Source organism: Cupriavidus pampae (assembly GCF_914271485.1).
In the GTDB taxonomy this organism is placed as follows: Bacteria; Pseudomonadota; Gammaproteobacteria; order Burkholderiales; family Burkholderiaceae; genus Cupriavidus; species Cupriavidus pampae.
Genome location: NZ_CAJZAG010000006.1, coordinates 400,062 through 423,193 on the forward strand (window position 1 = coordinate 400,062; position 23,132 = coordinate 423,193).

Here is a 23,132-nt window from a genome sequence, read left to right on the forward strand (position 1 = left end):
AGGGGACAAGACATGTTGCTGAGCACCGAGCAGGAGATGATCCGCGACGCCGTGCGGCAGTTCGCGCAGGAGGTGATTGCCCCGCAGGCCGCGCAATGGGATCGCGACAAGACCTTTCCGCACGCCGTGCACAAGGAGCTGGCCGCGCTCGGCGCGTACGGCGTGGCGGTGCCCGAAGCGTACGGCGGAGCCGGGCTCGACTATCTGTCGCTCGCGCTGATCCTCGAGGAGATTGCCGCCGGCGATGGCGGCACGTCGACGGTCATCAGCGTGAACAATTGCCCGGTCTGCAGCATGCTGATGGCGTACGCCAACGAGGACCAGAAGCGGCAGTGGCTGGTACCGCTGGCGCGCGGCGAGATGCTCGGCGCGTTCTGCCTGACCGAGCCGCACGTGGGGTCCGATGCGTCGGCGCTGCGCACCACAGCGAAGCGCGATGGCGACGACTACGTGCTCAACGGCGTCAAGCAGTTCATCACGAGCGGCAAGCACGCGGACGTGGCGATCGTGCTCGCGGTCACCGACAAGGCGGCTGGCAAGCGCGGCATCAGCGCGTTCGTGGTGCCGACGTCGACGCCGGGCTACGTGGTGGCGCGGCTCGAGGACAAGCTCGGCCAGCATTCATCCGACACCGCGCAGATCGTGTTCGAGGACTGCCGCGTGCCGGCGCGGAATCTGCTCGGCGAGGAAGGCGGCGGCTATCGCATGGCCCTGTCGGGACTCGAGGGCGGGCGCATCGGTATTGCCTCGCAGAGCGTCGGCATGGCACGCGCGGCGTTCGACGCGGCGCTGGCCTATGCGAAGGAGCGCGAGAGTTTTGGACAGCCGTTGTTTGCGCATCAGGCGGTGCAGTTCCGCCTCGCGGACATGGCCACGCGTATCGACGTGGCGCGCCAGATGGTCTGGCACGCGGCGGTGCTGCGCGATGCGGGCAAGCCATGCCTGAAGGAAGCCGCGATGGCCAAATTGTTCGCCAGCGAGATGGCCGAGCGGGTATGCTCGGATGCGATTCAGGTGTTCGGCGGATATGGTTACGTGAACGACTTCCCGGTGGAACGGATCTATCGAGACGTGCGCGTGTGCCAGATCTACGAGGGCACCAGCGATATCCAGAAGATTTTGATTGCCCGCGCGCTTGGTTGAAGCGCGTGGTTGTTCATACTACGGAGCCCCCCAGGTCATGACCGCACCGATCGATTTCTACTTCGACTTCTCCTCGCCCTACGGCTATTTCGCCAGCACCTGCATCGACGAAATCGCGCAGAAGTACGGGCGCTACGTCGCATGGCATCCGATTCTGCTGGGGGCCGTGTTCAAGACCACCGGTTCCGCGCCGCTGACAAGCATCCCGATCAAGGGTGAGTACTGCTGGCGCGATTTCGAGCGCACCGCGCAGTATCACAACATCGACTACAAGCGTCCCACGCATTTCCCGCTGCCGACGCAGCATGCCGCGCGTGCGATGCTGTGGCTGCAGAATCATCATGGCGCCGATATCGCGACCGCCTTCGGCAAGGCCGTCTATCGCGCGCTGTTCGCCGAGGACATCAATATCGCCGAGCCCGCTGAGATTGCGCGTATCGCCGAGTCGCTTGGCGTGGACGGCGCTGCGGTCAACGAAGGCGCGAGCAGCTATCAGATCAAGGATCAGCTCAAGGCCGAAGTCGATGTGGCGATGGCCAAGGGCGTGTTCGGTTCGCCGTTCGTGATCATCGATGGCGAGCCGTTCTGGGGCTTCGATCGCTTCGATCAGGTGGAAGAGCATCTGAAGAGCCGACGCCAGACCGAGCTGCGCGCCGTCCCCGATATCAACAAGGAAAAGAAACCCGCATGACCGCTGTACAACAAGCCTCCCGTTTCGATTGCGTGATTTTCGACTGCGACGGTGTGCTCGTCGATAGCGAGCCCATCGTGCTGCGTCTGCTGAATACGATGCTCAACGAACTCGGCATCGAGATCTCGCTCGAAGAGTCGACGCGCTGGTTCCTCGGTCGCGCCGTGCGCGAGGAACTGCATGAGATCGAGCGCCGGCGTGGCGCGCCGCTGCCCGAGAACTGGCTCTCGACCTGGCTCGCACGCCGCAACGCGACCCTGGAGGCGGAAGTGGAAGCGATTCCGCATGTACGCGAGGCGATCGGCGCGATCGCTGCCACCGGCGTGCCGATCTGCGTGGCGTCCGGCGCCGATCGCATCAAGGTCAAGCTGCAGCTCACGCGCACGGGTCTGGTCGAACTGTTCCAGCGCGATGCGGGCGAACATATTTTCTCGGCGACCGAAGTCGAGCGCAGCAAGCCCGCGCCCGACGTGTACCTGCTGGCCGCGCGCACGATGGGCGTCGATCCGGCGCGCTGCGCGGTTATCGAGGACAGTCCGGCGGGCATCACCGCCGGCGTGGCCGCGGGCATGACCGTGTTCGGTTATGCCGCGCGTAACGACGCGACGATGCTGCGCGACGCGGGGGCGATGACCACCTTCACCGACATGCGCGCGCTGCCGGAGCTGCTTGCATGAACGCGCGCCAGCAGTCTCCCGCGAAGGCACCACAGAAGGCGGCTGACAGCAGCGCGTGCCCGTGTGGGCACGCCAACTACGCGGGATGCTGCGGACGCTTTCATCGCGGCGAGGCCTCACCGCCTACGGCGGAGGCGCTGATGCGCTCGCGCTACAGCGCCTATGTGCTGGGGCTGGCCGACTGGCTGCGCCAGACGTGGCACGCGAGCACTTGCCCCGACGACGTGGCGCCCGAGGCCGGCACGCGCTGGCTCGGACTCTCGGTGAAGGCTCACGCGCAGCAGGACGATACGCACGCGACCGTGGAGTTTGTCGCGCGCTACAAGATTGGCGGACGCGCGTGGCGTCTGCATGAGCGCAGCCGCTTCGTATTCGAGTCGCGCGAGCAGGGCGAGGCCGCGCGCTGGCTGTATGTCGATGGCGACATGCTGGGCGAGGCGGCCTGAGGGCAACTCAACAAGAACGCGAAAGACGAGAGGAAGACGACGCATGCCCACGCTGGAAACCAAACTCAACGCCCGTTCGGAAGCTTTCAAGGCCAACGCCGATGCGATGCAGGCGCTGGTGGAAGACCTCAAAGCGAAGATCGCCGCGCTCGCGCAGGGCGGTGGCGAGGCGGCGCGGGCCAAGCATCTGTCGCGCGGCAAACTGCTGCCGCGCGAGCGCGTGCAGCAATTGCTGGACCCCGGCACGCCGTTCCTCGAGTTCTCGCAACTGGCCGCGTACGGCATGTACGACGATGCGGCGCCCGGTGCCGGCATCATCACCGGCATTGGCCGCGTGGCGGGGCAGGAGTGCGTGATCGTGTGCAACGATGCGACGGTCAAGGGCGGCACGTATTACCCGCTGACCGTCAAGAAGCACGTACGCGCGCAGGAGATCGCCGAACAGAATCATCTGCCGTGCATCTACCTCGTCGATTCGGGCGGTGCCAATCTGCCGAATCAGGACGACGTGTTTCCGGATCGCGATCACTTTGGCCGTATCTTCTACAACCAGGCCAATCTGTCGAAGCAGGGCATTCCGCAGATCGCGGTGGTGATGGGTTCGTGCACCGCTGGTGGTGCCTACGTGCCGGCGATGAGCGACGAGTCGATCATCGTCAAGGATCAGGGCACGATCTTCCTCGGTGGTCCTCCGCTCGTGAAGGCGGCCACCGGCGAGGAGGTCACCGCGGAAGACCTTGGTGGCGCGGACGTGCACACGCGGCTTTCCGGCGTGGCCGACTATTTCGCGCAGAACGACGCGCACGCGCTGTCGCTGGCGCGCAATATCGTCCAGCACCTCAATCGCCGCAAGCCCGACCAGATTCGCCTGCACGAGCCGGTGCCGCCGCGTTATCCGGTGGACGAGCTATATGGCGTGATTCCGACCGATACGCGCAAGCCGTACGATGTGCGCGAGGTGATTGCGCGCATCGTCGACGACTCCGAGTTCGACGAGTTCAAGGCGCGCTATGGCACCACGCTGGTCTGCGGCTTCGCGCGCATCTGGGGCTACCCGGTCGGCATCATCGCCAACAACGGCATCCTGTTCTCGGAGTCCGCGCTCAAGGGCGCGCACTTTATCGAGCTGTGCTGCCAGCGCAAGATTCCGCTCGTGTTCCTGCAGAACATCACGGGCTTTATGGTCGGACGCAAATACGAGAACGAAGGCATCGCGCGCAACGGCGCCAAGATGGTCACGGCCGTGGCCACCGCGCAGGTGCCCAAGTTCACGGTGATCATCGGCGGCTCGTTCGGGGCCGGCAACTACGGCATGTGCGGGCGCGCGTATTCGCCGCGCTTCCTGTGGATGTGGCCCAACGCGCGGATCTCGGTCATGGGCGGCGAACAGGCCGCGAGCGTGCTGGCTACCGTGCGGCGCGATGGCATCGAGGGCCGTGGTGGCCAGTGGAGCCCGGACGAGGAAGAAGCATTCAAGCAGCCGATTCGCGATCAGTACGAGGCGCAGGGCCACCCGTACTACGCGAGCGCGCGCTTGTGGGACGATGGCGTGATCGACCCCGCGCAGACGCGCACGGTGCTCGGCCTCGGCCTGTCGGCCAGTCTCAACGCGCCGATCGACGACATGAAGTTCGGCGTGTTCCGGATGTAACGTCACGCCGTATCCTGGGATGTTCCTGTCGATGTCTTTTGTCTTTCGTGCGCTTGCGTGGCTGATGCTGGGGCCGGTGGCGATGCCGCTGATGGCGTCGTCCGCGCTCGCGCAGGCGCAATCCCCATCGCCATTGCCGCCGCGCGTGACCGAGCAGGTGGTGATGATCCCAAAAACCGGCACGCTGTTCACAGTGGAGCTGGAGACCACGATCTTCCGGCCACCCGGCGATGGTCCGTTTCCGCTGGTCGTAATCAATCATGGCAAGGCGCCCGGCAAGCCGGCATTTCAGGGGCGCGCGAAGTTCGTCGCGCAAAGTGCCGAGTTTCTGAAGCGCGGCTATGTGGTCGCACTGCCGATGCGCCAGGGCTTTTCGCGATCGGGCGGCGCCTATATCGGCGGAGGCTGCAATGTGCAGGCGAACGGCCTGATGCAGGCCGAGGACCTGATTGCCGCGCTTGATTACCTGACGCGGCAGTCCTATGTGGATGCCGAGCGCATCGTGATGGTGGGGCAGTCGCATGGCGGCCTCTCGACCATGGCGTTTAACGCGATCGGCTATCCGGGCGTGCGCGGCGTGATCAATTTCGCGGGCGGCCTGCGCAATGAAAGCTGCGCGGGATGGGAGAACAATCTCGTCGACGCGTTTGCCGACTACGGCCGCACCGCGCGCTATCCGTCGCTATGGATCTACGGCAGCAACGACAGCTACTGGCCATGGCCGTTGCCAGAGACGATGTTCAACCGCTACAAGGCAGCGGCGACCGGTTCGGCCGCGGATGCCACGTTCGTCGATGTGGGCGAATTCGAGTCCGATTCGCACCGCCTGTTCAGCAGCCGCAATGGTATTCGCGTGTGGCTGCCGCCGGTGGAAGCGTTTCTGCGCCGCATCGGTATGCCCGCCGAATGACGACTTACGTATTTTTTCTGGAGCCAGCATGAACTTCACCACGCTCGCCGTGACCGTCGCCCAGCATGTTGCCACGGTCACGCTGAACCGGCCCGACGTGCGCAACGCGTTCAACGAGACCGTGATCGCCGAGCTCACCGGCGCGTTCCGCGCGCTCGGCGACACGCCCGAGGTGCGCGCGATCGTGCTCGCGGGCAACGGGCCCGCGTTCTGCGCGGGCGCCGATCTGAACTGGATGAAGAAGATGGCCGGCTACTCGGACGACGAGAACCGTGCCGATGCGCTGACGCTCGCGCAGATGCTCCATACGATCTGGGCGTGCCCCAAGCCCGTGATCGCGCGTGTGCATGGCGACACCTATGCGGGCGGCGTCGGCCTCGTGGCCGCGTGCGACATCGTGGTGGCGGCGCAGCCGGTGCAGTTCTGTCTGTCGGAGGCGCGTCTCGGTCTGATGCCGGCGACGATCAGCCCGTACGTGATTCGCGCGCTGGGCGAGCAGGCATCGCGCCGCTACTTCATCACGGCCGAACGCTTCGATGCCAGCGAGGCCCTGCGCCTTGGCTTCGTGCACGCGCTGACCGCGCCCGAGGCACTGGACGCCAAGGTGGCCGAGATCGCGGCCGCGCTCGTGGCCAACAGCCCGAACGCGGTACGCGAGAGCAAGCGGCTGGTGCAGGACGTGGCGGGCGCCTCGATCGACGACGATCTGCTGGCGCTGACCGCGGACCGCATCGCGCAGATCCGCGCGTCGGAAGAGGGCCGTGAGGGCGTGCGTTCGTTCCTGGAAAAGCGTGCGCCGTCGTGGCGACCGGTGTGAAAGTAAGCGTCTGAGCGTTGGTCAGGCGCCCAACACACCACCTTTTCTCCACCTTTTCCGTGGATAAGAGGGGCGCACGGCACGCAGTAACGAGGTGACGTGAGAAAAATCGCGCAACGTCGGTCAATGTGTAGACAACTTGCGAAACGAATCCGGTTTGCCAAGACCCTACTGACATCCCTACCATGAGGCTCCCCAATCCGCCCGCTCATTCGACCCCGGCCAGCCCCGTCTGGCCCGGCGCGCATGCGGGCGGCCAACGCAGTAGGAGGGTTCTCTTGGAACACCTGTCCCCCCCGGATTCGGTCGGACTTGCCGCCGGACTTGGCGCCAGAAGCGCGCGTGCCGTGTGGCACCCGTGCACGCGCCTGCGGCCCGACGGCAATGTCGCGCCGCTCGCCATCGCGCGCGGCGAAGGGCCGTGGCTTATCGATGCCGACGGCCAACGCTATTTCGATGCCATCAGCTCGTGGTGGGTCAACCTGTTCGGTCATGCCAACCCGGCCATCAACGCCGCGCTGATCGATCAGTTGCAGACGCTCGAGCACGTGATGCTGGCGGGCTGCACGCACGAGCCCGCGGTGGCGCTGGCGGAGCGTCTGACGGCGCTGACCGGCGGCGCGCTCGGCCATGCGTTCTATGCGTCCGATGGCGCGTCAGCCGTGGAGATCGCGCTCAAGATGAGCTTCCACTACTGGCGCAATACGGGGCTCTCCGCCAAGCGCGAGTTTGTGTGCCTGCGCGACAGCTATCACGGCGAGACCGTGGGTGCGCTCGCGGTGACCGACCTTGAAGTGTTCCGCGACGCGTACGACGCGCTGACACGCCGCGCGCATGTGGTGATGTCACCGGACGCGCGTCAGGCGCGCCGTGGCGAGAGCGCCGCCGATGTGGCGGCGCGCGCGCTGGCCGAGCTCGAGGCGCTGCTGCGTGAGCGCGCCGGGCAGATCGCGGCGCTGATTGTCGAGCCGCTCGTGCAATGCGCGGCCGGCATGGCGATGTACGACCCGTCTTACCTCGAAGGCGCGCGCGCGTTGTGCGATCGCTATCGCGTGCATCTGATCGCGGATGAGATCGCGGTCGGTTGCGGCCGTACCGGGACGTTCTTTGCGTGGGAGCAGGCGCGTGGCGCCGCATCCAACCAGAACATGGACGAGCGTCTGCCCGCGCACGGGTGGCCAGATTTTCTCTGCCTGTCCAAGGGTATCAGCGGCGGTTACCTGCCGTTGTCGCTGGTGCTGTCGCGTCCCGAGATCCAGCGCGCGTTTGTCGCCGACGAACTGGCGCGCAGCTTCCTCCATTCGCACTCGTACACGGGCAATCCGCTCGCGTGCCGCGCGGCACTGGCCACGCTCGACCTGTTCGAGCAGGACGACGTGCTGGCGCGCAATCGCGAGCGCGCGCAGTGGCTCGGCGATGCGCTGGCGCCGCTGGCCGCGGATGCGCGCGTGCAGCACGTACGGCAGCAAGGCATGATCTGGGCCGCCGATATCGACGCGGCGGCAGCGGGCACCGATTTCCCGGTGCGCTTCCATCGCGCCGCACTCGCGCGCGGTGTGCTGGTCCGTCCGATCGGCCACACGCTGTATGTCATGCCGCCCTATGTCTTCGATGCCGCGCAGGCGCGCTGGCTCGGCGAGCAGTTATTCGCCGCGCTGAACGAAGTGACCGCGCAGGTCACCGAACCGGAACCGGAGGTGCGCCGTGTTGCTTGAACAATTGAAACAGGCCGCCGCCGAACGTGAAGCGCAGGCGCTTACGCGCCGCCGTCGCATTGCTCATACCGCCTGCGCGCCGCACCAATCGGTGGGGCCGCTGGACCAGACCCCGGCTTCGTTGCTGACGTTCTGCAGCAACGATTACCTGGGACTCGCCGACCATCCCGCGCTCGCCGAAGCGCTGGCCGATGGCGCGCGCCGCTACGGCGCGGGCAGTGGTGCCTCGCACCTCGTGAGCGGTCATTCGATTGCGCACGCGCAGCTCGAGGAACGTCTGGCCGCGTGGCTCGCACCGTCGATTCCGGAGGCCCGCGCGCTGTACTTCTGCACGGGGTATATGGCCAACCTCGCGGTGCTGACCGCGCTGGGCACGGCCGGCGCGACGCTGTTTTGCGAATCGCTCAACCATGCGTCGCTGATCGATGGCGCGCGGCTTGCGCGGGCCGACGTCGTGCGCTACCCGCATGGCGACGTCGCCACGCTGGCGACGCAACTCGCGGCCAGCACGAGTGCCATCAAGCTGATCGTGACCGACAGCGTATTCAGCATGGACGGCGACATTGCGCCGCTGTCCGCGCTGCTGGCGCTGGCCGAAGCGCATGACGCGTGGCTGATCCTCGACGATGCGCATGGCTTCGGTGCGCTCGGCGAGCAGGGTCATGGCGTGCTCGAGCACCTTGGGCTCGTATCGGAACGTTTGATTTACCTTGGCACGCTCGGCAAGGCCGCGGGTGTGGCCGGCGCGTTCGTCGCCGCGCACGAACTGATCATCGAGCATCTGATCAACACCGCGCGCCCGTATATCTACACCACGGCCGCGCCGCCCGCGGTGGCGCATGCGCTGCTGACGAGCCTCGACCTGATCGAGGGCGACGAAGGGCATGTGCGGCGTGCCAACCTTGCACGGCTGATTGCGCAACTGCGCGCGGGCCTCGGCGAACTGGCCGCGCGTGCAGGCTGGGAGCTTGGCGAGAGCGATACCGCGATCCAGCCGTTGATCGTGCGTGACAACGCGCTGTCGCTGGCGCTGTCCGCCGCGCTGGAAGCGGAGGGCATTCGCGTCGGTGCGATTCGTCCGCCGACCGTGGCGGCCGGCACCGCGCGGCTGCGCATCACGCTGTCGGCGTCGCATACCGAAGCCGATGTGCGGCGCCTGCTCGACGCGCTGACGCGTGCGCAGGCCCAGGTGTCCGCCGCGGCCGCGCAGGCACCTCACGCACCGCACTGCAAGGAGGCCGCATGATCGCGCGCGCACCGGGGCTGCGCCCGCAGAGCGTGGCATGCTTCGTCACCGGCACCGATACCGGCGTCGGCAAGACCCACGCGAGTGCCACGCTGCTGCACGCGCTGCATGCCGGTGGCTACAGCACCACGGGCATGAAGCCTGTGGCCAGCGGTGGCGAATGGCTCGACGAGCGCTGGCAGAACGACGACGTCGAACAACTGCGCGCGGCGGGCTCGATCATCGCGCCGCAGGAAGAGATGTGCCCGTTCCTGATGCGCACGCCAGTGTCGCCGCATCTGGCCGCGGCGATGGAAGGCGTGCGCATTACGGGCGAGCCGATTCGCGCGGCGCTCGAGGCGCTGCGACAGCGTGCCGATGCGGTCGTGGTCGAAGGCGTGGGCGGTTTTCAGGTGCCGCTCGACGTGGGCGCCGCGCGCTGGAACACGGCGGACCTCGCGGTGATGCTGAATCTGCCGGTGGTGATGGTGGTGGGCGTTCGCCTGGGCTGCCTGAGCCACGCGATGCTTACCGCCGAATCGATTCGCGCGCGCGGGCTGCGGCTCGCGGGCTGGATCGCCAACCGCATCGACCCCGACATGCTGCTGCCCGACGAGAACATCGCCACGCTGCTCGACATGCTCGACGCGCCCTGCCTCGGCGAGTTGCCGTGGCAGGTGGCGCCGGCCGTGGCCGCGAGCCAGCTCGATCTTGGACCGCTGTACGCAGCCGTCAACGAAATTACAGAAACCGAACCATCATGACTCAGACCACTACCTCCAACGTCGCCACCATCTCCGCCGACGCGCTTCGCCAGTCCGCCCGCAACATCGCCGCCGGCGCGCCCAAGGACACCGATGCCTGGCGCGTCGATGACGTGGCCGCGCTGTTCGCGCTGCCGTTCAACGACCTGATGTTCCGCGCGCAGCAGGTGCATCGCGAGCACTTCGACGCGAACACCGTGCAGCTGTCCACGCTGCTGTCGATCAAGACCGGCGGTTGCGAGGAGGATTGCGGCTACTGCCCGCAGAGCGCGCACCACGATGCCGGCGTGAAGGCCGAGAAGCTGATGCCGCTGGACGAAGTGCTGGAAGCCGCGCGCGCGGCCAAGGCCAACGGTGCCACGCGCTTCTGCATGGGCGCCGCATGGCGCAGCCCGAAGGAGCGTCACCTCGAGCCCGTGATCGACATGGTGCGCGAGGTCAAGGCGATGGGTCTGGAGACCTGCGTCACGCTCGGCATGCTCAAGGCGGAGCAGGCACTGCGCCTGAAGGATGCCGGCCTCGATTACTACAACCACAACCTCGACACGTCGCCCGAGTTCTACGGCAAGATCATCACCACGCGCACGTATCAGGATCGTCTCGATACGATCGGTCACGTGCGGGAAGCGGGCATCAATGTGTGCTGCGGTGGCATCGTCGGCATGGGCGAGTCGCGCGCCGCGCGTGCGGGCCTGATCGCGCAGCTCGCGAACATGGATCCGTACCCGGAGTCGGTGCCCATCAACAACCTCGTGCAGGTGGAAGGCACGCCGCTGGCCGGCACCGAGGAGCTGGACCCGTTCGAGTTCGTTCGCACGATCGCGGTGGCACGCATCACGATGCCGCGCGCGATGGTGCGTCTGTCCGCTGGCCGCGAGGCCATGGACGAAGCTTTGCAGGCGCTGTGCTTTATGGCCGGCGCCAATTCGATTTTCTATGGCGAAAAGCTGCTGACCACCGGTAACCCGCAGGCCGACCGCGACCGCGCGCTGCTGGCGCGCCTCGACATTCGCGCGGAAGGCTACGCGGGGTAATACCCGACGGTGCAACGCAGGCTGGCCGCCCCCGACCACAAGAAGGAGGAGAGCCATGTTTCAGAAAGTCCTGATCGCCAACCGAGGCGAGATTGCCTGCCGCGTGGCCGCCACGTGCCGCCGTCTCGGCATTCGCACGGTGGCGGTCTATTCGGATGCCGACGCGGAAGCCCGGCATGTCGCCTATTGCGACGAAGCGATCCATATCGGTGGCGCGGCCGCGCGTGACAGCTATCTGCGCGCGGACCATATCATCGAGATGGCGCGTGATGCGGGCGTCCATGCGATTCACCCGGGCTACGGGTTTCTGTCGGAGAACGATGGCTTTGCCGAGGCGTGCGCCGCGGCCGGCATCGTTTTCATCGGCCCGCCCGCGTCTGCGATTCGCGCGATGGGTAGCAAGAGCGCGGCCAAGCAGTTGATGGAGCATGCCGGTGTACCGCTGGTGCCCGGCTATCACGGCGAGGATCAGGACCCCGCGCTGCTGCGCGCGGAGGCTGATCGCATTGGCTATCCGGTGCTGATCAAGGCCAGTGCCGGTGGTGGTGGCAAGGGCATGCGCGTGGTCGAGGCCGGCGACGCGTTCGAGGCCGCGCTCGCGTCCGTGCGGCGCGAGGCGTCGGCGAGCTTCGGCGACGACAAGGTGCTTGTCGAGAAGTACCTCACGCGGCCGCGTCATATCGAGATTCAGGTGTTTGCCGACACGCATGGCAACTGCGTGTATCTGTTCGAGCGCGACTGCTCGGTGCAGCGCCGTCATCAGAAGGTCCTCGAGGAAGCACCGGCGCCTGGCATGACCGAGGAGCGCCGGCGCGCGATGGGCGAGGCGGCGGTGGCCGCGGCGCGCGCGGTGGGCTACGTTGGCGCGGGGACGGTCGAGTTCATCGCCAATCAGGATGGCTCGTTCTACTTCATGGAGATGAACACGCGCCTGCAGGTGGAGCATCCGGTCACCGAGATGATCACCGGGCAGGACCTCGTCGAATGGCAACTGCGGGTGGCTGCGGGTGAGCCCTTGCCGCTGACGCAGGAACAGTTGCGCATCGACGGGCATGCGATCGAGGCGCGCGTCTATGCCGAGAACCCCGAGAAGGGGTTTCTGCCGTCGACGGGCACGCTGCGCTTTCTGCGCACGCCGCCCGCGGTGCAGTTTATGCGTGGCGGCGATGCGCATGGGCCGGCGGGCGTGCGGATCGATGCGGGCGTGCGCGAGGGCGATGCGATCAGTCCGTTCTACGATCCGATGATTGCCAAGCTGATCGTATGGGGGCCGACGCGCGAGGCGGCACTCGCGCGGATGTCGCAGGCGCTGGCGGGGTATCACGTGGTGGGGTTGTCGACCAACGTGGCGTTCCTGCAGCGGCTGGTGACGTCGCAGGCGTTCCGTACCGCCGATCTCGATACCGGGCTGATCGAGCGCAATCACGACGCGCTGTTTCCGCCGCCGCGTCCGGTGGGCATGGAAGCGGCCGCGCTGGCGGCGGCGGCGCTGCTCGCGCGCGAGGACGCCACGCGGCGCATCGACGCGAGCGATCCGCATTCGCCGTGGACCCATGCGGGCGCATGGCGCCTCAACGGCCGCGACGATCGCACGCTGCGTTTCAAGTCGGGCAACGCCACGCTGGAGGTGGGGCTGCGCATCGAGTCGCGGCGCAAGACGCTGATCTTCAATGACCAGGCCACGCCGTTTGCCTACACGTTCCGCGCCGACGACATTCGCGTCGATATGGGCACGCGCCGCACGCATGGCCAGATGCATGTGGAGGGCGACACGTTCCACGTGTTCCACGGCGGTCGCCACGCGGTGCTCGAATGGCTCGACCCGCTCGCGCACGGCGATGCAGCCGAAGGCGAGGGCGGCAAGCTGACCGCACCGATGCCGGGCAAGGTCATCGCGGTGATGGTGGAGCCGGGCGCGCACGTCACGCGCGGCACACCGCTGCTGGTGATGGAAGCGATGAAGATGGAACACACGATCAGCGCACCGGCGGACGGCGTGGTCGCCGAGGTGCTGTACGGCGTCGGCGAACAGGTGACGGAAGGCGCGCAGTTGCTGTCGTTCGCCGTACCCGAACCTGCGTAAGTGCGCGCGCGGCGCGACGGCAACGGCTAGCCCTCACCCCCGGCCCCTCTCCCCGTGGGAGAGGGGAGCAAAGAAAAACCAGTTTGCTTTCCCCACTCCCCCGGCCCCTCTCCCCAGGGAGAGGGGAGAAAAGCGGAGGCAGCCTGCGACGATCGCGCCCTTTCTCCGGAGCGAATGGCGGCGAGAGACCCACAGGTATGTCGCATGCCAACGGTTTGCTCCCCTCTCGTCGGCGGGGCGAGAGGCGGGGGGATAGTAGCCACCTGGTCTCTTCCCACGCCCTAGGTCGAGGGGAGAAATATGAACCTCGCAGCTCGTCGCATGCCAACGGTTTGCTCCCCTCTCCCCGGCGGGGAGAGGGGTCGGGGGAGAGGGGGGATAGAAATTACCTCTTGTTTTCTCCCCTCTCCCTTGGGGAGAGGGGCCGGGGGTGAGGGCCTCCGCCGCTTGCCGAAGCCGAAACCATGCCAAAATCCCAGCCATACCCAAACAACAATCACACGGAGTCGAGATGAAGTTGCAGTTGTACGTGCCGGACGGCCGCTACGCCCCCTGGATCGAAGGTTTCGCCGAAGTCCTTCCCGAAGCGCAATGCCTCACATGGGAAGAATCGCGCGATGCGCAAGCGGACTTCGCCGTCGTCTGGCGCCCCCCGGTCGAGATGCTGCGTGGCCGCACCGACCTGCGCGCGATCTTCAATCTTGGCGCTGGTGTGGACGGCATCCTGCGCCTGCGTGACGACGACCCCGCCGCGTTGCCAGCAGGCATTCCGATCGTGCGACTCGACGACGCGGGCATGGCCGCGCAGATGGCCGAATACGTCAGCGCCGCCGTGCTGCGCGATTTCCGCAAGCTCGACGCCTATGCCACGCAGGCCGCCGCCGGCACCTGGAAGTTCATCAAGCCACATCGCCGCGCTGACTTCACCATCGGCGTGATGGGCATCGGCACGCTCGGCAGCCATATCGCGCGCACGCTCGCGCAGTTCGGTTTTCCGGTGCGCGGCTGGAGCCGCTCGGCAAAGCACGTCGAGGGCGTACAACCATTCCACGGCGACGCGGGCCGCGCCGCCTTCCTCGATGGCCTGCGCGTGCTCGTCAACGTACTGCCGCTGACGCCCGACACCGAAAACATCATCGACGCCGATCTGCTCGCGCGTCTCGCACCGGGCGCGCATCTGATCAACGTCGCGCGCGGCCAGCATCTGGTCGAGGCGGATCTGCTCGCCGCGGTGAAGGCAGGACACATCGGCGCGGCAACGCTCGACGTGTTCCGCGAAGAACCGCTGCCAGCCGAACACCCGTTCTGGCAGGAACCGCGCATCACCATCACGCCGCATATCTCGGCGCTCACGCTGCGCGAGGACAGCATCGCGCAGATCGCCAGCAAGATCCGCGCGCTCGGCGAAGGCAAGCCCATCGCCGGCATCGTCGATATCGCACGCGGATACTGAGCTGCGCAACAGGAGTCGAACATGAACTTGCCGCAATACGTGAAGATCGTCGAAGTGGGTCCCCGCGACGGCTTGCAGAACGAAAAGGCGATGGTCCCGGCCGACGTCAAGGTCGCGCTGATCAACCAGCTGTCGGACGCGGGCTTCGTCAATATCGAAGCGGCATCGTTCGTGTCGCCGAAATGGGTCCCGCAGATGGCCGACGGTGCCGAGGTGATGGCACGCATCCAGCGCCGTCCGGGCACGCTCTATTCGGTGCTCACGCCGAACCTCAAGGGGTTCGAGGGCGCCGTGGCCGCGAGCGCGGACGAGGTGGTGATCTTCGGCGCGGCGAGCGAGGCGTTCTCGCAGAAGAACATCAACTGCTCGATCGCCGAATCGATCGCGCGCTTCGCACCGGTGGCCGCGGCCGCCAAGGAAGCGGGCATCCGCCTGCGCGGCAGCATTTCGTGCGCGCTCGGCTGCCCGTATCAGGGCGAGGTGTCCGTCAGCGCGGTGGTCGACGTGGTGCGGCGCATGCGCGAACTCGGCTGCGATGAGATCGACATCGCCGACACCATCGGCGTGGGTACGCCCGGCAAGGTGCAGGACGTGATGCGCGCGGTGGCGGCCGAGTTTCCGATCGACCGCCTGTCGGGCCACTTCCACGACACCTACGGCCAGGCGCTGTCGAACATCCTTGCCAGCCTCGAAGTCGGCATCGCGATCTTCCATGCGTCGGTCGCGGGGCTCGGCGGTTGCCCGTATGCAAAGGGTGCCACCGGCAATGTCGCGACCGAAGACGTGCTGTACATGCTGCATGGGCTTGGCCTGCACACTGGCATCGACCTCGAGGCCGTGGTGCGCACCGGCGACTTTATCTCGCAATCGATTGGCCGTCCGAACAGCTCGCGCGTCGGCAAGGCATTGCTGACCAAATGGGCGTCCGCGGCCGAAGCCACGTGCGTGTGAGCCCGCATTCAACCAGACACATCAGGAACCGAGAAACATGAGCGAAAACGCGCAAAGCCCCTTGCCGGAGTCCGCGCAACGCGTGGCCGATCTGCTGGCCGGCATCGGCCATGACCGTCCCGTGGTGATGCTGCCGGCCACGGGCAAGACCTCCGCCGAAGCGGCCGCCGGGCTGGGCTGCAGCGTGGCCGAGATCGCCAAGTCGATCATTTTCCGGCGCGTCGCCGACGATGTGCCCGTGCTGGTGATCGCGAGTGGCAGCAATCGCGTCGACGAATCCAAAGTGGCCGCGCGCGTCGGCGCGCTGGGCAAGGCCGATGCACGCTTCGTGCGCGAGAAGACCGGCTATGCGATCGGCGGCGTCTGTCCGATCGGCCATGCGGTGGCGCCAGTGATGTTGCTCGACGCGGACCTGTTCCGGTACGACAGCGTGTGGGCCGCCGCCGGCCATCCGCACGCAGTGTTCAACCTGACGCCGCAGCAGTTGCAGGCGATGACCGGCGCCGAAGTCGCCGATGTCGCGCAGGCGGTGGCATCGTGAGCGCTCCCGGCGGCCTCAGCGCGCCCAGCGGCCTCAAGCCGGGGATCGCATTCGAATGGCAATACGTGGTGCCGCCCAAGGCGACCGTGCCGAACCTGTACGACGACATTCCCGGCTGCGCCGAGATGCCGGACGTGCTGGCCACCGGTTATATGGTGGGCATCATGGAATGCGCCTGTCTGCAGATGCTGCGCGACTACCTCGACTGGCCGCGCGAGCAGTCGCTCGGCACGCTCGTGAACTTCACGCATCTGGCCGCCACGCCGCCGGGCATGGCCATCACGGTGAAGGGCGAACTGGTGGCCGTGGAGGGTCGCAAGCTGCGGTTCGCGCTGACCGCGTGGGACGGCGAAGACAAGATCACGGAGGGCGTGCACGAGCGGCATATCATCGACGCGGCGCGCTTCAACGACAAGATCGCGGCCAAGACCGCACGCATGACGGGCTGATGCCATGACCGTGTGCACGCGCTCGCTCGCCGAACTCGAACACGCCGCGGAAGCCGCGCTACGGGACTCGCCAGTGCCGTCGCCGTGCATCAATATCTGCCGCATGGACGCGGCCACCGGCTATTGCGAAGGGTGCCTGCGCACGATCGACGAAATCGCGTCGTGGTCCGGCGCCGACGATGCCACGCGCCGCGCGATCTGGGCGCAATTGCCCGAACGCCTGCGCTGGTTTCAGGAGCCTGCGCCATGACCGCGTTGCTCTCCCCCTCGCTCCCCCCCTCGCTGCGCGTGTTCGAACGTGGCTGGCTATCGGCCAACAATGTCCTCACGCTCGATGACGACCATGAAGGCGCCACGCTGATCGACAGCGGCTACGTCACGCACGCGCCGCAAACCGTGGCGCTGGTGGCGGCAGCGCTCGAGGGCCGCCCGTTACGGCAACTCATCAACACGCATCTGCATTCCGATCATTGTGGCGGCAACGCGAGCCTGCAGGCGCGCTGGCAACCGCATACGCGCATTCCCGCAGCGGAGGCCGCGGCCGTGGCGGCATGGGACGAGGACGCGCTCAGCTATCGCGCCACGGGCCAGCAATGCGCGCGCTTCACGTTCGACGATGTGCTGGCCGATGGCGACACGCTGCGGCTCGGTGGCATCGAATGGAACGTGGTGGCCGCGCCCGGACACGATCCGCACGCCGTCATGCTGTTCGCGCCCGCGCACGGCATTCTGATTTCCGGCGATGCGCTGTGGGAAAACGGCTTCGGCGTGATCTTTCCCGAGCTCGAAGGCGAGAGCGGATTCGCCGAGCAGGAGGCCGTGCTCGCGCGCATTGCGGCACTGGACGCGCGCGTGGTGATCCCCGGCCACGGTGCCGTGTTCACCGATGTGGCCGGCGCCCTCGAACGCGCGCGCGGACGCCTCGCGTATCTGCGCGGCGAACCGTTGCGCAATGCCACGCATGCGATCAAGGTGCTGGTGAAGTTCCGGTTGCTGGCGCAGTCGAGCATGACGCGCGCGGAACTGTTCGACTGGTTTGGCGCCACGCCGCTGATGTCGCGTATCGGCGCGCGTTATCTGCCGGGCGACACGCTCGCGGGGCTGTGCGAGGATGCATTGCAGGGCCTCGCGCGCGTAGGCGCGCTGACGCTGGACGGTGAGCGTGTATTGAACCGGGATTGACGCCATGATGATGCCGCCGCTCAAGACTCGCGATTTTCTGCTGCGGCCGTTTCGCGCGAGCGATGCCGCGCAGATGGTCGCGGCAGTGCGCGAGTCGATGTCCACGGTCGGCATATGGATGCCATGGGCGCATGCGGACTACGGCCTGTACGACGCGCACGAATGGTTCGCACGCTGTGAAACCAATATGGAAGACGGCGAGGCGTTCGACGTCGGCGTGTTCTCGCCCGATGGGCGGGTGCTGTACGGCGGCGTGGCGATCAACCAGATTCGCCGCGAGGACAACCTCGGCAATCTCGGCTACTGGATCCGCGAGTCGCGCCAGCATCAGGGCCTTGCCGCGGGCGCGGCCGCGATGATGGTGTGCCACGGCTTTCACGGCCTTGGCCTGACCCGCATCGAAATCGTCGCTGCCGAACCCAACCTCGCCAGCCGCGCCGTCGCCGAGAAGATCGGCGCCCACTTCGAATGCATCGCCCGCAACCGCCTGATCCTGAACGGCCGCCCCGTCGCGGCGGCCGTGTACTCGATGATCCCGGGTTAGAACGAGGTCCTGAACCCCAGCCGCACACTTCGTCCTGACAGCGGCGCAATATCGCGCAGGATCGACGTGGCTGAACGTGCCTCGGTATTGGTCAGATTGTCCCCACGCAGATACACCAGCGTCTGCGTGCGCGCGACCTTGAACTTGTACGTCAGCGCCACACCCAGCATCGTGTACGCATCGCTAGGCGTATCGTCGGTCGGCACGCGAGACTGGCGCGCATACCAGTCGACATTCACACGCGCGCCCCACGGCCCCGCGCCATAGATCAGCGACCCACCGAGCCGCAGCGGCGCCAGGCGCGGCAAGGCCTCGCCGGTGTCGCGGTTTTCGCCGTGCACATAATCCGCGCGCGCCGCGAAGTCGAGCGTATCGCTGGTGGTCAGGATCTTCTGCAGCAGTTGCGTCTTGCCCTCGGCCTCGAAGCCCCACAGCGTGGCCGGCACGCCGAGGTACTGGAACACCGGCAGCGCCCCATTGCCCGCGGCGGCCGGTGTGCCATCCTCGTCGCGGAACTGTCCGGAGTTCACCAGCGCAAGGTAGTTCTGGAAGCGGCTGTAGTAGCCCGTGATGCTGCCGCTATGCGGCCCCTGGTTGAAGCGCAAGCCAAGGTCGAGCGACGTGGCGCGCTCCTTGTTGGCGTTGGGATCGCCGACCTCGAACGTGCCTGTGGCCAGGTGCGGCCCGTTGGCATAAAGCTCGTAGAACGTCGGCGCGCGCTCGGTGTACGAGAGGTTGCTCGTGACCGACCATATCGGATTGACCTTGTACAGCAGGCCCGCCGACGCGCTGCCCGCATTGAAGGTGCGCTCGGCATCCGTAAAACGATCGCTGCCGTTGGCACTGGACTTCACGGTCGTGTGGTCCAGGCGCCCGCCGAGATTGAGCTTGAGATCGCCCGACGCGGTCAGCGGCAGTTCTTCGAACACGAACACCGCGGCGTTATCCGTGCGTGTGCTCGGCACGAATGCCTCCTCGCCCAGCGCGGAGAAATCCGTATGACCGAACTGCGTGCCGATCACACCGCTCATGTTGCCGATCTTGGCGTGCTTGGCCTCGATGCGCGCATCCCAGCCATGGCTCTTGAACGTGGTGCCGGTCTCGCCGTCCTCGATCTCGCGGTGTTCGTAGTCGGTGTAGCTGAACGAGCCCTTGACCGATTCGATCAGCCCGCCCGTGGTGCCTGACAGGTTGCGCGCCTCACCGGCCAGCGCAAAACGGTCCTGTCGCATCTTGATGCGCGCATCGGCTTCCGCGGGCGTGCCGTAGTCGTTGCGGTAGGTCGAATAGTCGGCGCCGACAAAGCCATCGGCCCATGTGTACGAACCGCCCAGCGCGCCACCTTCCTGATGCGCGTTGGTGTTCGGAATATGCCCGAAGCTCTCGGTCTCGCCTTCAGGCAGCGGCTGCGTGGCGCGTGCGGTGCCACTACGCGCGAAGCCCGGAATCTTGAGGTCGCTGGTCTGCCGCACGAATGCATCGGCATGCACCGCGAACTGGCCATTGCCGGCCTCGATCAGGCCGCTGGCGTTGCGGCCTTTGTCGCCACCGATGGTGCCGCTCGAATCCACCGCGCCGGATACGCCGGTGATCGGATCCTTCGGAATGCGGTTGTCGATCACGTTGACCACGCCACCGAGCGCATTGCCGCCGTACATCAGCGCGGCGGGGCCACGCACGACCTCGATGCTCTCGGCGACGAGCGGATCGATCGGTACCGCGTGGTCATAGGACAGCGTGGATGCATCGAGCGTGGAGCCGCCGTTCTGCAGCACCTTGATGCGATCGCCATCGAGGCCACGAATCACCGGCCGGCTGGCATTGGGACCGAAGTAGGTCGACGACACCCCGGGCAGGTTGTTCAGCGTCTCGCCAAGCGTGCTGTCGGCGCGCACGGTCAGCGCATCGCCGCTCAGCGTGGAGACCGGCGCCACCAGGTCGTTCAGTTCGCTGCCCAGCGGATTGGCGGTGACCACCACGGGTTTGAGTACCTGCGGTGCTGGCGCAGTGGTAGCGGCAGGGGCGGCATCCTGCGCGAAGGCATGCGCGGAGACGACCAGCGCGGCGACGGCCGCTACCGGCTTGATGCGGGGCTTTAGCGCGGACAGACGGCGCGCACGGGGAGTGTTTGGGTAAGACATGGCTCGCGATTCGGATGCGTTGCGCTGCGTACGCACGACGGCCGGACGAAGCGAATCGACTCGGCTGGCGTGCGCCGGTGCAGGGCACACGTGAAAACACACGTGGGATTGACTGGGACCATGGCGCGCGGCAAAGACCGCGGACCGAGGCGTATCAGACGAACGCGAGCGGCGCCGGTGGGGCGCGCGAATGGAAGGGGTGGCGAGCGGGAAGATCGGGCCAGCGCCACGCGAGCGCGGCGGGCTTGACCGGCTTGCCGAAGCGCAGCGTGGGCAGCGTAACGGTGCCAAAGTGGGTATCGGCCACGGTCGCGCCATCGAACAGCACGCACGAGTGGCCGCCCAGCTTCAGCGCGAAGCCGTGCGTGTGGGTATCCGGGGTCTGATCCGGTATGGACGAGACCGTCAGCGGTGCGCTGATGGGGAGGTTGAGCAGCCCACCATGCACCACGCGGTGCACGAGGCCCGCCTGCTGCGCGAGCAGCAGGCACAGCACCAGCCACAGCGCGGTCCAGAGACCGAGGCCATGGTGGCGCCAGCGCGCGAGGCAGGTGGAATCAGTGCGCATGCCCGCAGCCGCACTGGCCGTCATCCTTGTGGTCATGCGCATGGTCGTGATCATGATGGTCATGATCGTGGTCATGGTCATGCTCTTCGTCCCACGATGGGAACGGATCGGCATAGTGCGCCCAGGCCTCGGCCCCGGCCGCCAGCTCGTCATCGGTGAGCAGGCACGCATCCAGCAAAGCACTCAGTGCGGCGGTATCGAGGTCGCGGCCGATCAGCACGAGCTCCTGACGGCGATCGCCGAACGGACCGTCCATCTCGCTCTCGATCTCCGCGCGCGCCTCGGCGTCGTGCGGCCAGTCGGCCTGGTCGAGCGCGGCCCACCACGCACCGGCACCGCCGGGCCGGCACACGCCACCGGCCTGGGCCCAGTCGCCGGCCACCGCCATGCGCGAGGCCAGCCAGAACAGGCCCTTCGAGCGCAGCACGTCGCCATGCTCGCGCATCCATTCGGTATGGATCAGGTCGGCGAAGCGCTGCGGATGAAACGGGCGGCGTCGACGATAGACGGCCGCACCGATGCCATCGGTCTCGGGCAGCGTCTCGCCGCGCAGGGCGATCTGCCAGCCAGCGCTGGCGAACGTGGTGTCTACGTCGAAGCGGCCGGTGTCGAGCACGCGCGCGGCCGGCACGGCGCCATGCGTGGCTTCGATCAGATCGGCACGCGGATTGAGCGCGCGCAACAAAGCGCGCGCGTCGGTCAGCGTGTCGGTGTTGGCGCCGTCCGCATGGTTCAGCACGAGCACGTCGCAGCCTTCGATCTGCTCGACGAGCACATCGACCACGGTGCGATCATCGGCATCGTCACCATCGGCGGCTTCCACGAGGCCCCGATCGCTGAGGAAATCCGCATCGTGCCAGTCGCGTAGCAGGCTGGCCGCGTCGACCACGGTGACGAGCGTATCGAGCCGGTAGCCAGCGCCTGCGTGGCCATGCTCGTCTTCGAACGCGAACAGCTCGGCGATGGCCAGCGGCTCCGCGGTGGCGTCGGTGACGACGATCGCGGCATCATGCGCGCCGACGCGTGCCAGACCTTCCAGCTCGGCCAGCAGGTCCGGACCGTCGACGAGCATCGCCACGCGCCTGCCTTCGGCATGGGTGCGGACGTGTTCGAGCAGGGCGGTCTTGCCGGCACCGGAGAATCCAGACAACACGGTGACGGGCAGGCGTTCGGCCATGGCGCTAGCTGTAGTTGCAACAAGGTTGCGACTGTAACAGAAACCCCGTCGTGAGGACAATCACGCACGGCGTTTCCTCATGGTAGGACACGGCAGGCCGTGGCGGCGCGGCGACAACGTCGTCCGGGCAAGCGCGGGTCGGGGCGCGGCCGCGGCGCGACGTGCCCGTAAACACAAACGGCCCGGGGGGATCCGGGCCGTGGCAAGCATGTTTCGGGAGGGCTCAGTCCCCGAACAGCTTCTGGCGGAGTTCGCGGCGCTGTTGCGCTTCGAGCGACAGCGTCGCGGTGGGACGCGCGAGCAGGCGCGGCACACCGATCGGCTCGCCAGTCTCTTCGCACCAGCCGTAATCGCCGGATTCGATGCGCTGGAGCGATTGCTCCACCTTCTTCAGCAGCTTGCGCTCGCGATCGCGCGTGCGCAGCTCGAGGGCATGTTCTTCCTCGATGGTCGCGCGATCGGCCGGATCCGGCACGATGACCGTTTCGCGCAGATGTTCGGTGGTCTGGTCGGCGTTCTTGAGAATTTCGTCGCGAAGCTGCTCAAGGCGATTCTTGAAGAAGGCAAGCTGCGCCTCGTTCATGTAATCCTTGTCGCTCATCTTCAGGATTTCAGCTTCAGTCAGAAGTTTGTTGCTGCTCATGGTTGCTGCTGATTCTCTTGTTGATGCGACCGGCGGCGTCTCCGTCCGCTCGGGTGCGGTGGCCGCGCGCTTGCGCGGCGCGGTCGTTTCACTCTGGCTGGCTGCAGTCTTGCTGCTTCGCGTGCCTCCCTTGGCCTCCCCCGCCTCGGCCTGCGCCGTACTGCCGCGTGGAGTCGGCGCAGCCTTGGCTGGCGGCGCCTTTGGTGTCGCTGCCGCAGCGGTAACAGTCTTGCTGCGGCTTTCCTTGGTTTTTGTTGCGGCTGTCATGGGGACACCTCTCTCTCGCGTCGGATAAGTGACGTTGGATAACGACGACTGCGACTACGG

General features: G+C 66.7%; 23 protein-coding genes. 19 read left to right on the forward strand and 4 right to left on the reverse strand.

Translation table 11 applies throughout. The features are described from left to right. Positions 1–12: 12 nt before the first annotated feature. The 19 genes from LDO41_RS17200 to LDO41_RS17290 all read left to right on the forward strand — a co-directional run bounded on the left by LDO41_RS17200 (position 13) and on the right by LDO41_RS17290 (position 18,276). Complete coding sequence (locus LDO41_RS17200; protein ID WP_223990296.1) at positions 13–1,143, forward strand: acyl-CoA dehydrogenase family protein; 1,131 nt, start codon at positions 13–15, stop codon at positions 1,141–1,143. A gap of 37 nt (positions 1,144–1,180) precedes the next feature. Further along, positions 1,181–1,834: a 2-hydroxychromene-2-carboxylate isomerase gene (locus tag LDO41_RS17205; RefSeq protein ID WP_223990297.1), complete on the forward strand. Its 654-nt coding sequence runs from the start codon at positions 1,181–1,183 to the stop codon at positions 1,832–1,834. Next, positions 1,831–2,511: an HAD family hydrolase gene (locus LDO41_RS17210; protein WP_223990299.1), complete on the forward strand. Its 681-nt coding sequence runs from the start codon at positions 1,831–1,833 to the stop codon at positions 2,509–2,511. The genes LDO41_RS17205 and LDO41_RS17210 overlap by 4 nt, the downstream gene beginning before the upstream one ends. After that, complete coding sequence (locus LDO41_RS17215) at positions 2,508–2,957, forward strand: YchJ family metal-binding protein (protein ID WP_223990301.1); 450 nt, start codon at positions 2,508–2,510, stop codon at positions 2,955–2,957. Before LDO41_RS17210 ends, LDO41_RS17215 begins: the two co-directional genes overlap by 4 nt. A gap of 43 nt (positions 2,958–3,000) precedes the next feature. Continuing rightward, positions 3,001–4,608, forward strand: coding sequence for a carboxyl transferase domain-containing protein (locus LDO41_RS17220; RefSeq protein WP_223990303.1), 1,608 nt, complete (start codon positions 3,001–3,003; stop codon positions 4,606–4,608). A gap of 31 nt (positions 4,609–4,639) precedes the next feature. Next, entirely contained in the window at positions 4,640–5,518 is an 879-nt protein-coding gene (locus tag LDO41_RS17225) for a dienelactone hydrolase family protein (protein WP_377741612.1), read from the forward strand. A gap of 28 nt (positions 5,519–5,546) precedes the next feature. Continuing rightward, positions 5,547–6,335, forward strand: a complete 789-nt coding sequence (locus LDO41_RS17230; protein WP_223990305.1) for an enoyl-CoA hydratase/isomerase family protein — start codon at positions 5,547–5,549, stop codon at positions 6,333–6,335. A gap of 278 nt (positions 6,336–6,613) precedes the next feature. Next, positions 6,614–8,050, forward strand: coding sequence for an adenosylmethionine--8-amino-7-oxononanoate transaminase (gene bioA, locus LDO41_RS17235; protein WP_223990307.1), 1,437 nt, complete (start codon positions 6,614–6,616; stop codon positions 8,048–8,050). Continuing rightward, positions 8,040–9,296 (forward strand): 8-amino-7-oxononanoate synthase, encoded by a 1,257-nt coding sequence (bioF, locus tag LDO41_RS17240; RefSeq protein WP_223990309.1) that lies wholly within the window; start codon positions 8,040–8,042, stop codon positions 9,294–9,296. Before bioA ends, bioF begins: the two co-directional genes overlap by 11 nt. Further along, positions 9,293–10,039 (forward strand): dethiobiotin synthase, encoded by a 747-nt coding sequence (bioD, locus tag LDO41_RS17245; RefSeq protein ID WP_223990311.1) that lies wholly within the window; start codon positions 9,293–9,295, stop codon positions 10,037–10,039. Before bioF ends, bioD begins: the two co-directional genes overlap by 4 nt. Then, complete coding sequence (bioB, locus tag LDO41_RS17250; RefSeq protein ID WP_223990313.1) at positions 10,036–11,073, forward strand: biotin synthase BioB; 1,038 nt, start codon at positions 10,036–10,038, stop codon at positions 11,071–11,073. Before bioD ends, bioB begins: the two co-directional genes overlap by 4 nt. A 55-nt stretch (positions 11,074–11,128) precedes the next feature. Further along, complete coding sequence (locus LDO41_RS17255; RefSeq protein ID WP_223990316.1) at positions 11,129–13,156, forward strand: acetyl/propionyl/methylcrotonyl-CoA carboxylase subunit alpha; 2,028 nt, start codon at positions 11,129–11,131, stop codon at positions 13,154–13,156. Between the two features lie 511 nt (positions 13,157–13,667). Continuing rightward, positions 13,668–14,609, forward strand: a complete 942-nt coding sequence (locus tag LDO41_RS17260) for a 2-hydroxyacid dehydrogenase (protein ID WP_223990317.1) — start codon at positions 13,668–13,670, stop codon at positions 14,607–14,609. Positions 14,610–14,630: 21 nt separating this feature from the next. Further along, positions 14,631–15,560, forward strand: a complete 930-nt coding sequence (locus tag LDO41_RS17265) for a hydroxymethylglutaryl-CoA lyase (protein WP_223990319.1) — start codon at positions 14,631–14,633, stop codon at positions 15,558–15,560. Between the two features lie 37 nt (positions 15,561–15,597). Next, a complete protein-coding gene (locus tag LDO41_RS17270; RefSeq protein ID WP_223990321.1) occupies positions 15,598–16,101 on the forward strand; it encodes a YbaK/EbsC family protein in 504 nt (167 codons plus the stop codon). Further along, positions 16,098–16,550 (forward strand): thioesterase family protein, encoded by a 453-nt coding sequence (locus LDO41_RS17275; RefSeq protein ID WP_223990324.1) that lies wholly within the window; start codon positions 16,098–16,100, stop codon positions 16,548–16,550. The genes LDO41_RS17270 and LDO41_RS17275 overlap by 4 nt, the downstream gene beginning before the upstream one ends. A 4-nt stretch (positions 16,551–16,554) precedes the next feature. Continuing rightward, on the forward strand, positions 16,555–16,800 hold the full coding sequence (locus tag LDO41_RS17280; RefSeq protein WP_223990326.1) for a DUF1289 domain-containing protein: 246 nt from the start codon (positions 16,555–16,557) through the stop codon (positions 16,798–16,800). Continuing rightward, positions 16,797–17,732, forward strand: a complete 936-nt coding sequence (locus LDO41_RS17285; protein ID WP_223990328.1) for an MBL fold metallo-hydrolase — start codon at positions 16,797–16,799, stop codon at positions 17,730–17,732. The genes LDO41_RS17280 and LDO41_RS17285 overlap by 4 nt, the downstream gene beginning before the upstream one ends. A 4-nt stretch (positions 17,733–17,736) precedes the next feature. Further along, positions 17,737–18,276: a GNAT family N-acetyltransferase gene (locus LDO41_RS17290; protein WP_377741613.1), complete on the forward strand. Its 540-nt coding sequence runs from the start codon at positions 17,737–17,739 to the stop codon at positions 18,274–18,276. Here LDO41_RS17290 and LDO41_RS17295 read toward each other — a convergent pair. The 4 genes from LDO41_RS17295 to dksA form a co-directional block, all read right to left on the reverse strand. Further along, complete coding sequence (locus LDO41_RS17295) at positions 18,273–20,417, reverse strand: TonB-dependent receptor (RefSeq protein ID WP_223990330.1); 2,145 nt, start codon at positions 20,415–20,417, stop codon at positions 18,273–18,275. The two genes, LDO41_RS17290 and LDO41_RS17295, sit on opposite strands and share 4 nt — an antisense overlap. 154 nt (positions 20,418–20,571) lie before the next feature. Further along, positions 20,572–20,985 carry a hypothetical protein gene (locus LDO41_RS17300; protein WP_223990332.1) on the reverse strand — a complete coding sequence of 138 codons (414 nt, stop codon included), beginning with the start codon at positions 20,983–20,985 and terminating at the stop codon, positions 20,572–20,574. Then, a complete protein-coding gene (locus tag LDO41_RS17305; RefSeq protein WP_223990334.1) occupies positions 20,975–22,162 on the reverse strand; it encodes a GTP-binding protein in 1,188 nt (395 codons plus the stop codon). Before LDO41_RS17305 ends, LDO41_RS17300 begins: the two co-directional genes overlap by 11 nt. Before the next feature lie 223 nt (positions 22,163–22,385). Continuing rightward, positions 22,386–23,072, reverse strand: a complete 687-nt coding sequence (gene dksA, locus LDO41_RS34495; RefSeq protein ID WP_223990336.1) for an RNA polymerase-binding protein DksA — start codon at positions 23,070–23,072, stop codon at positions 22,386–22,388. Positions 23,073–23,132 lie beyond the last annotated feature (60 nt).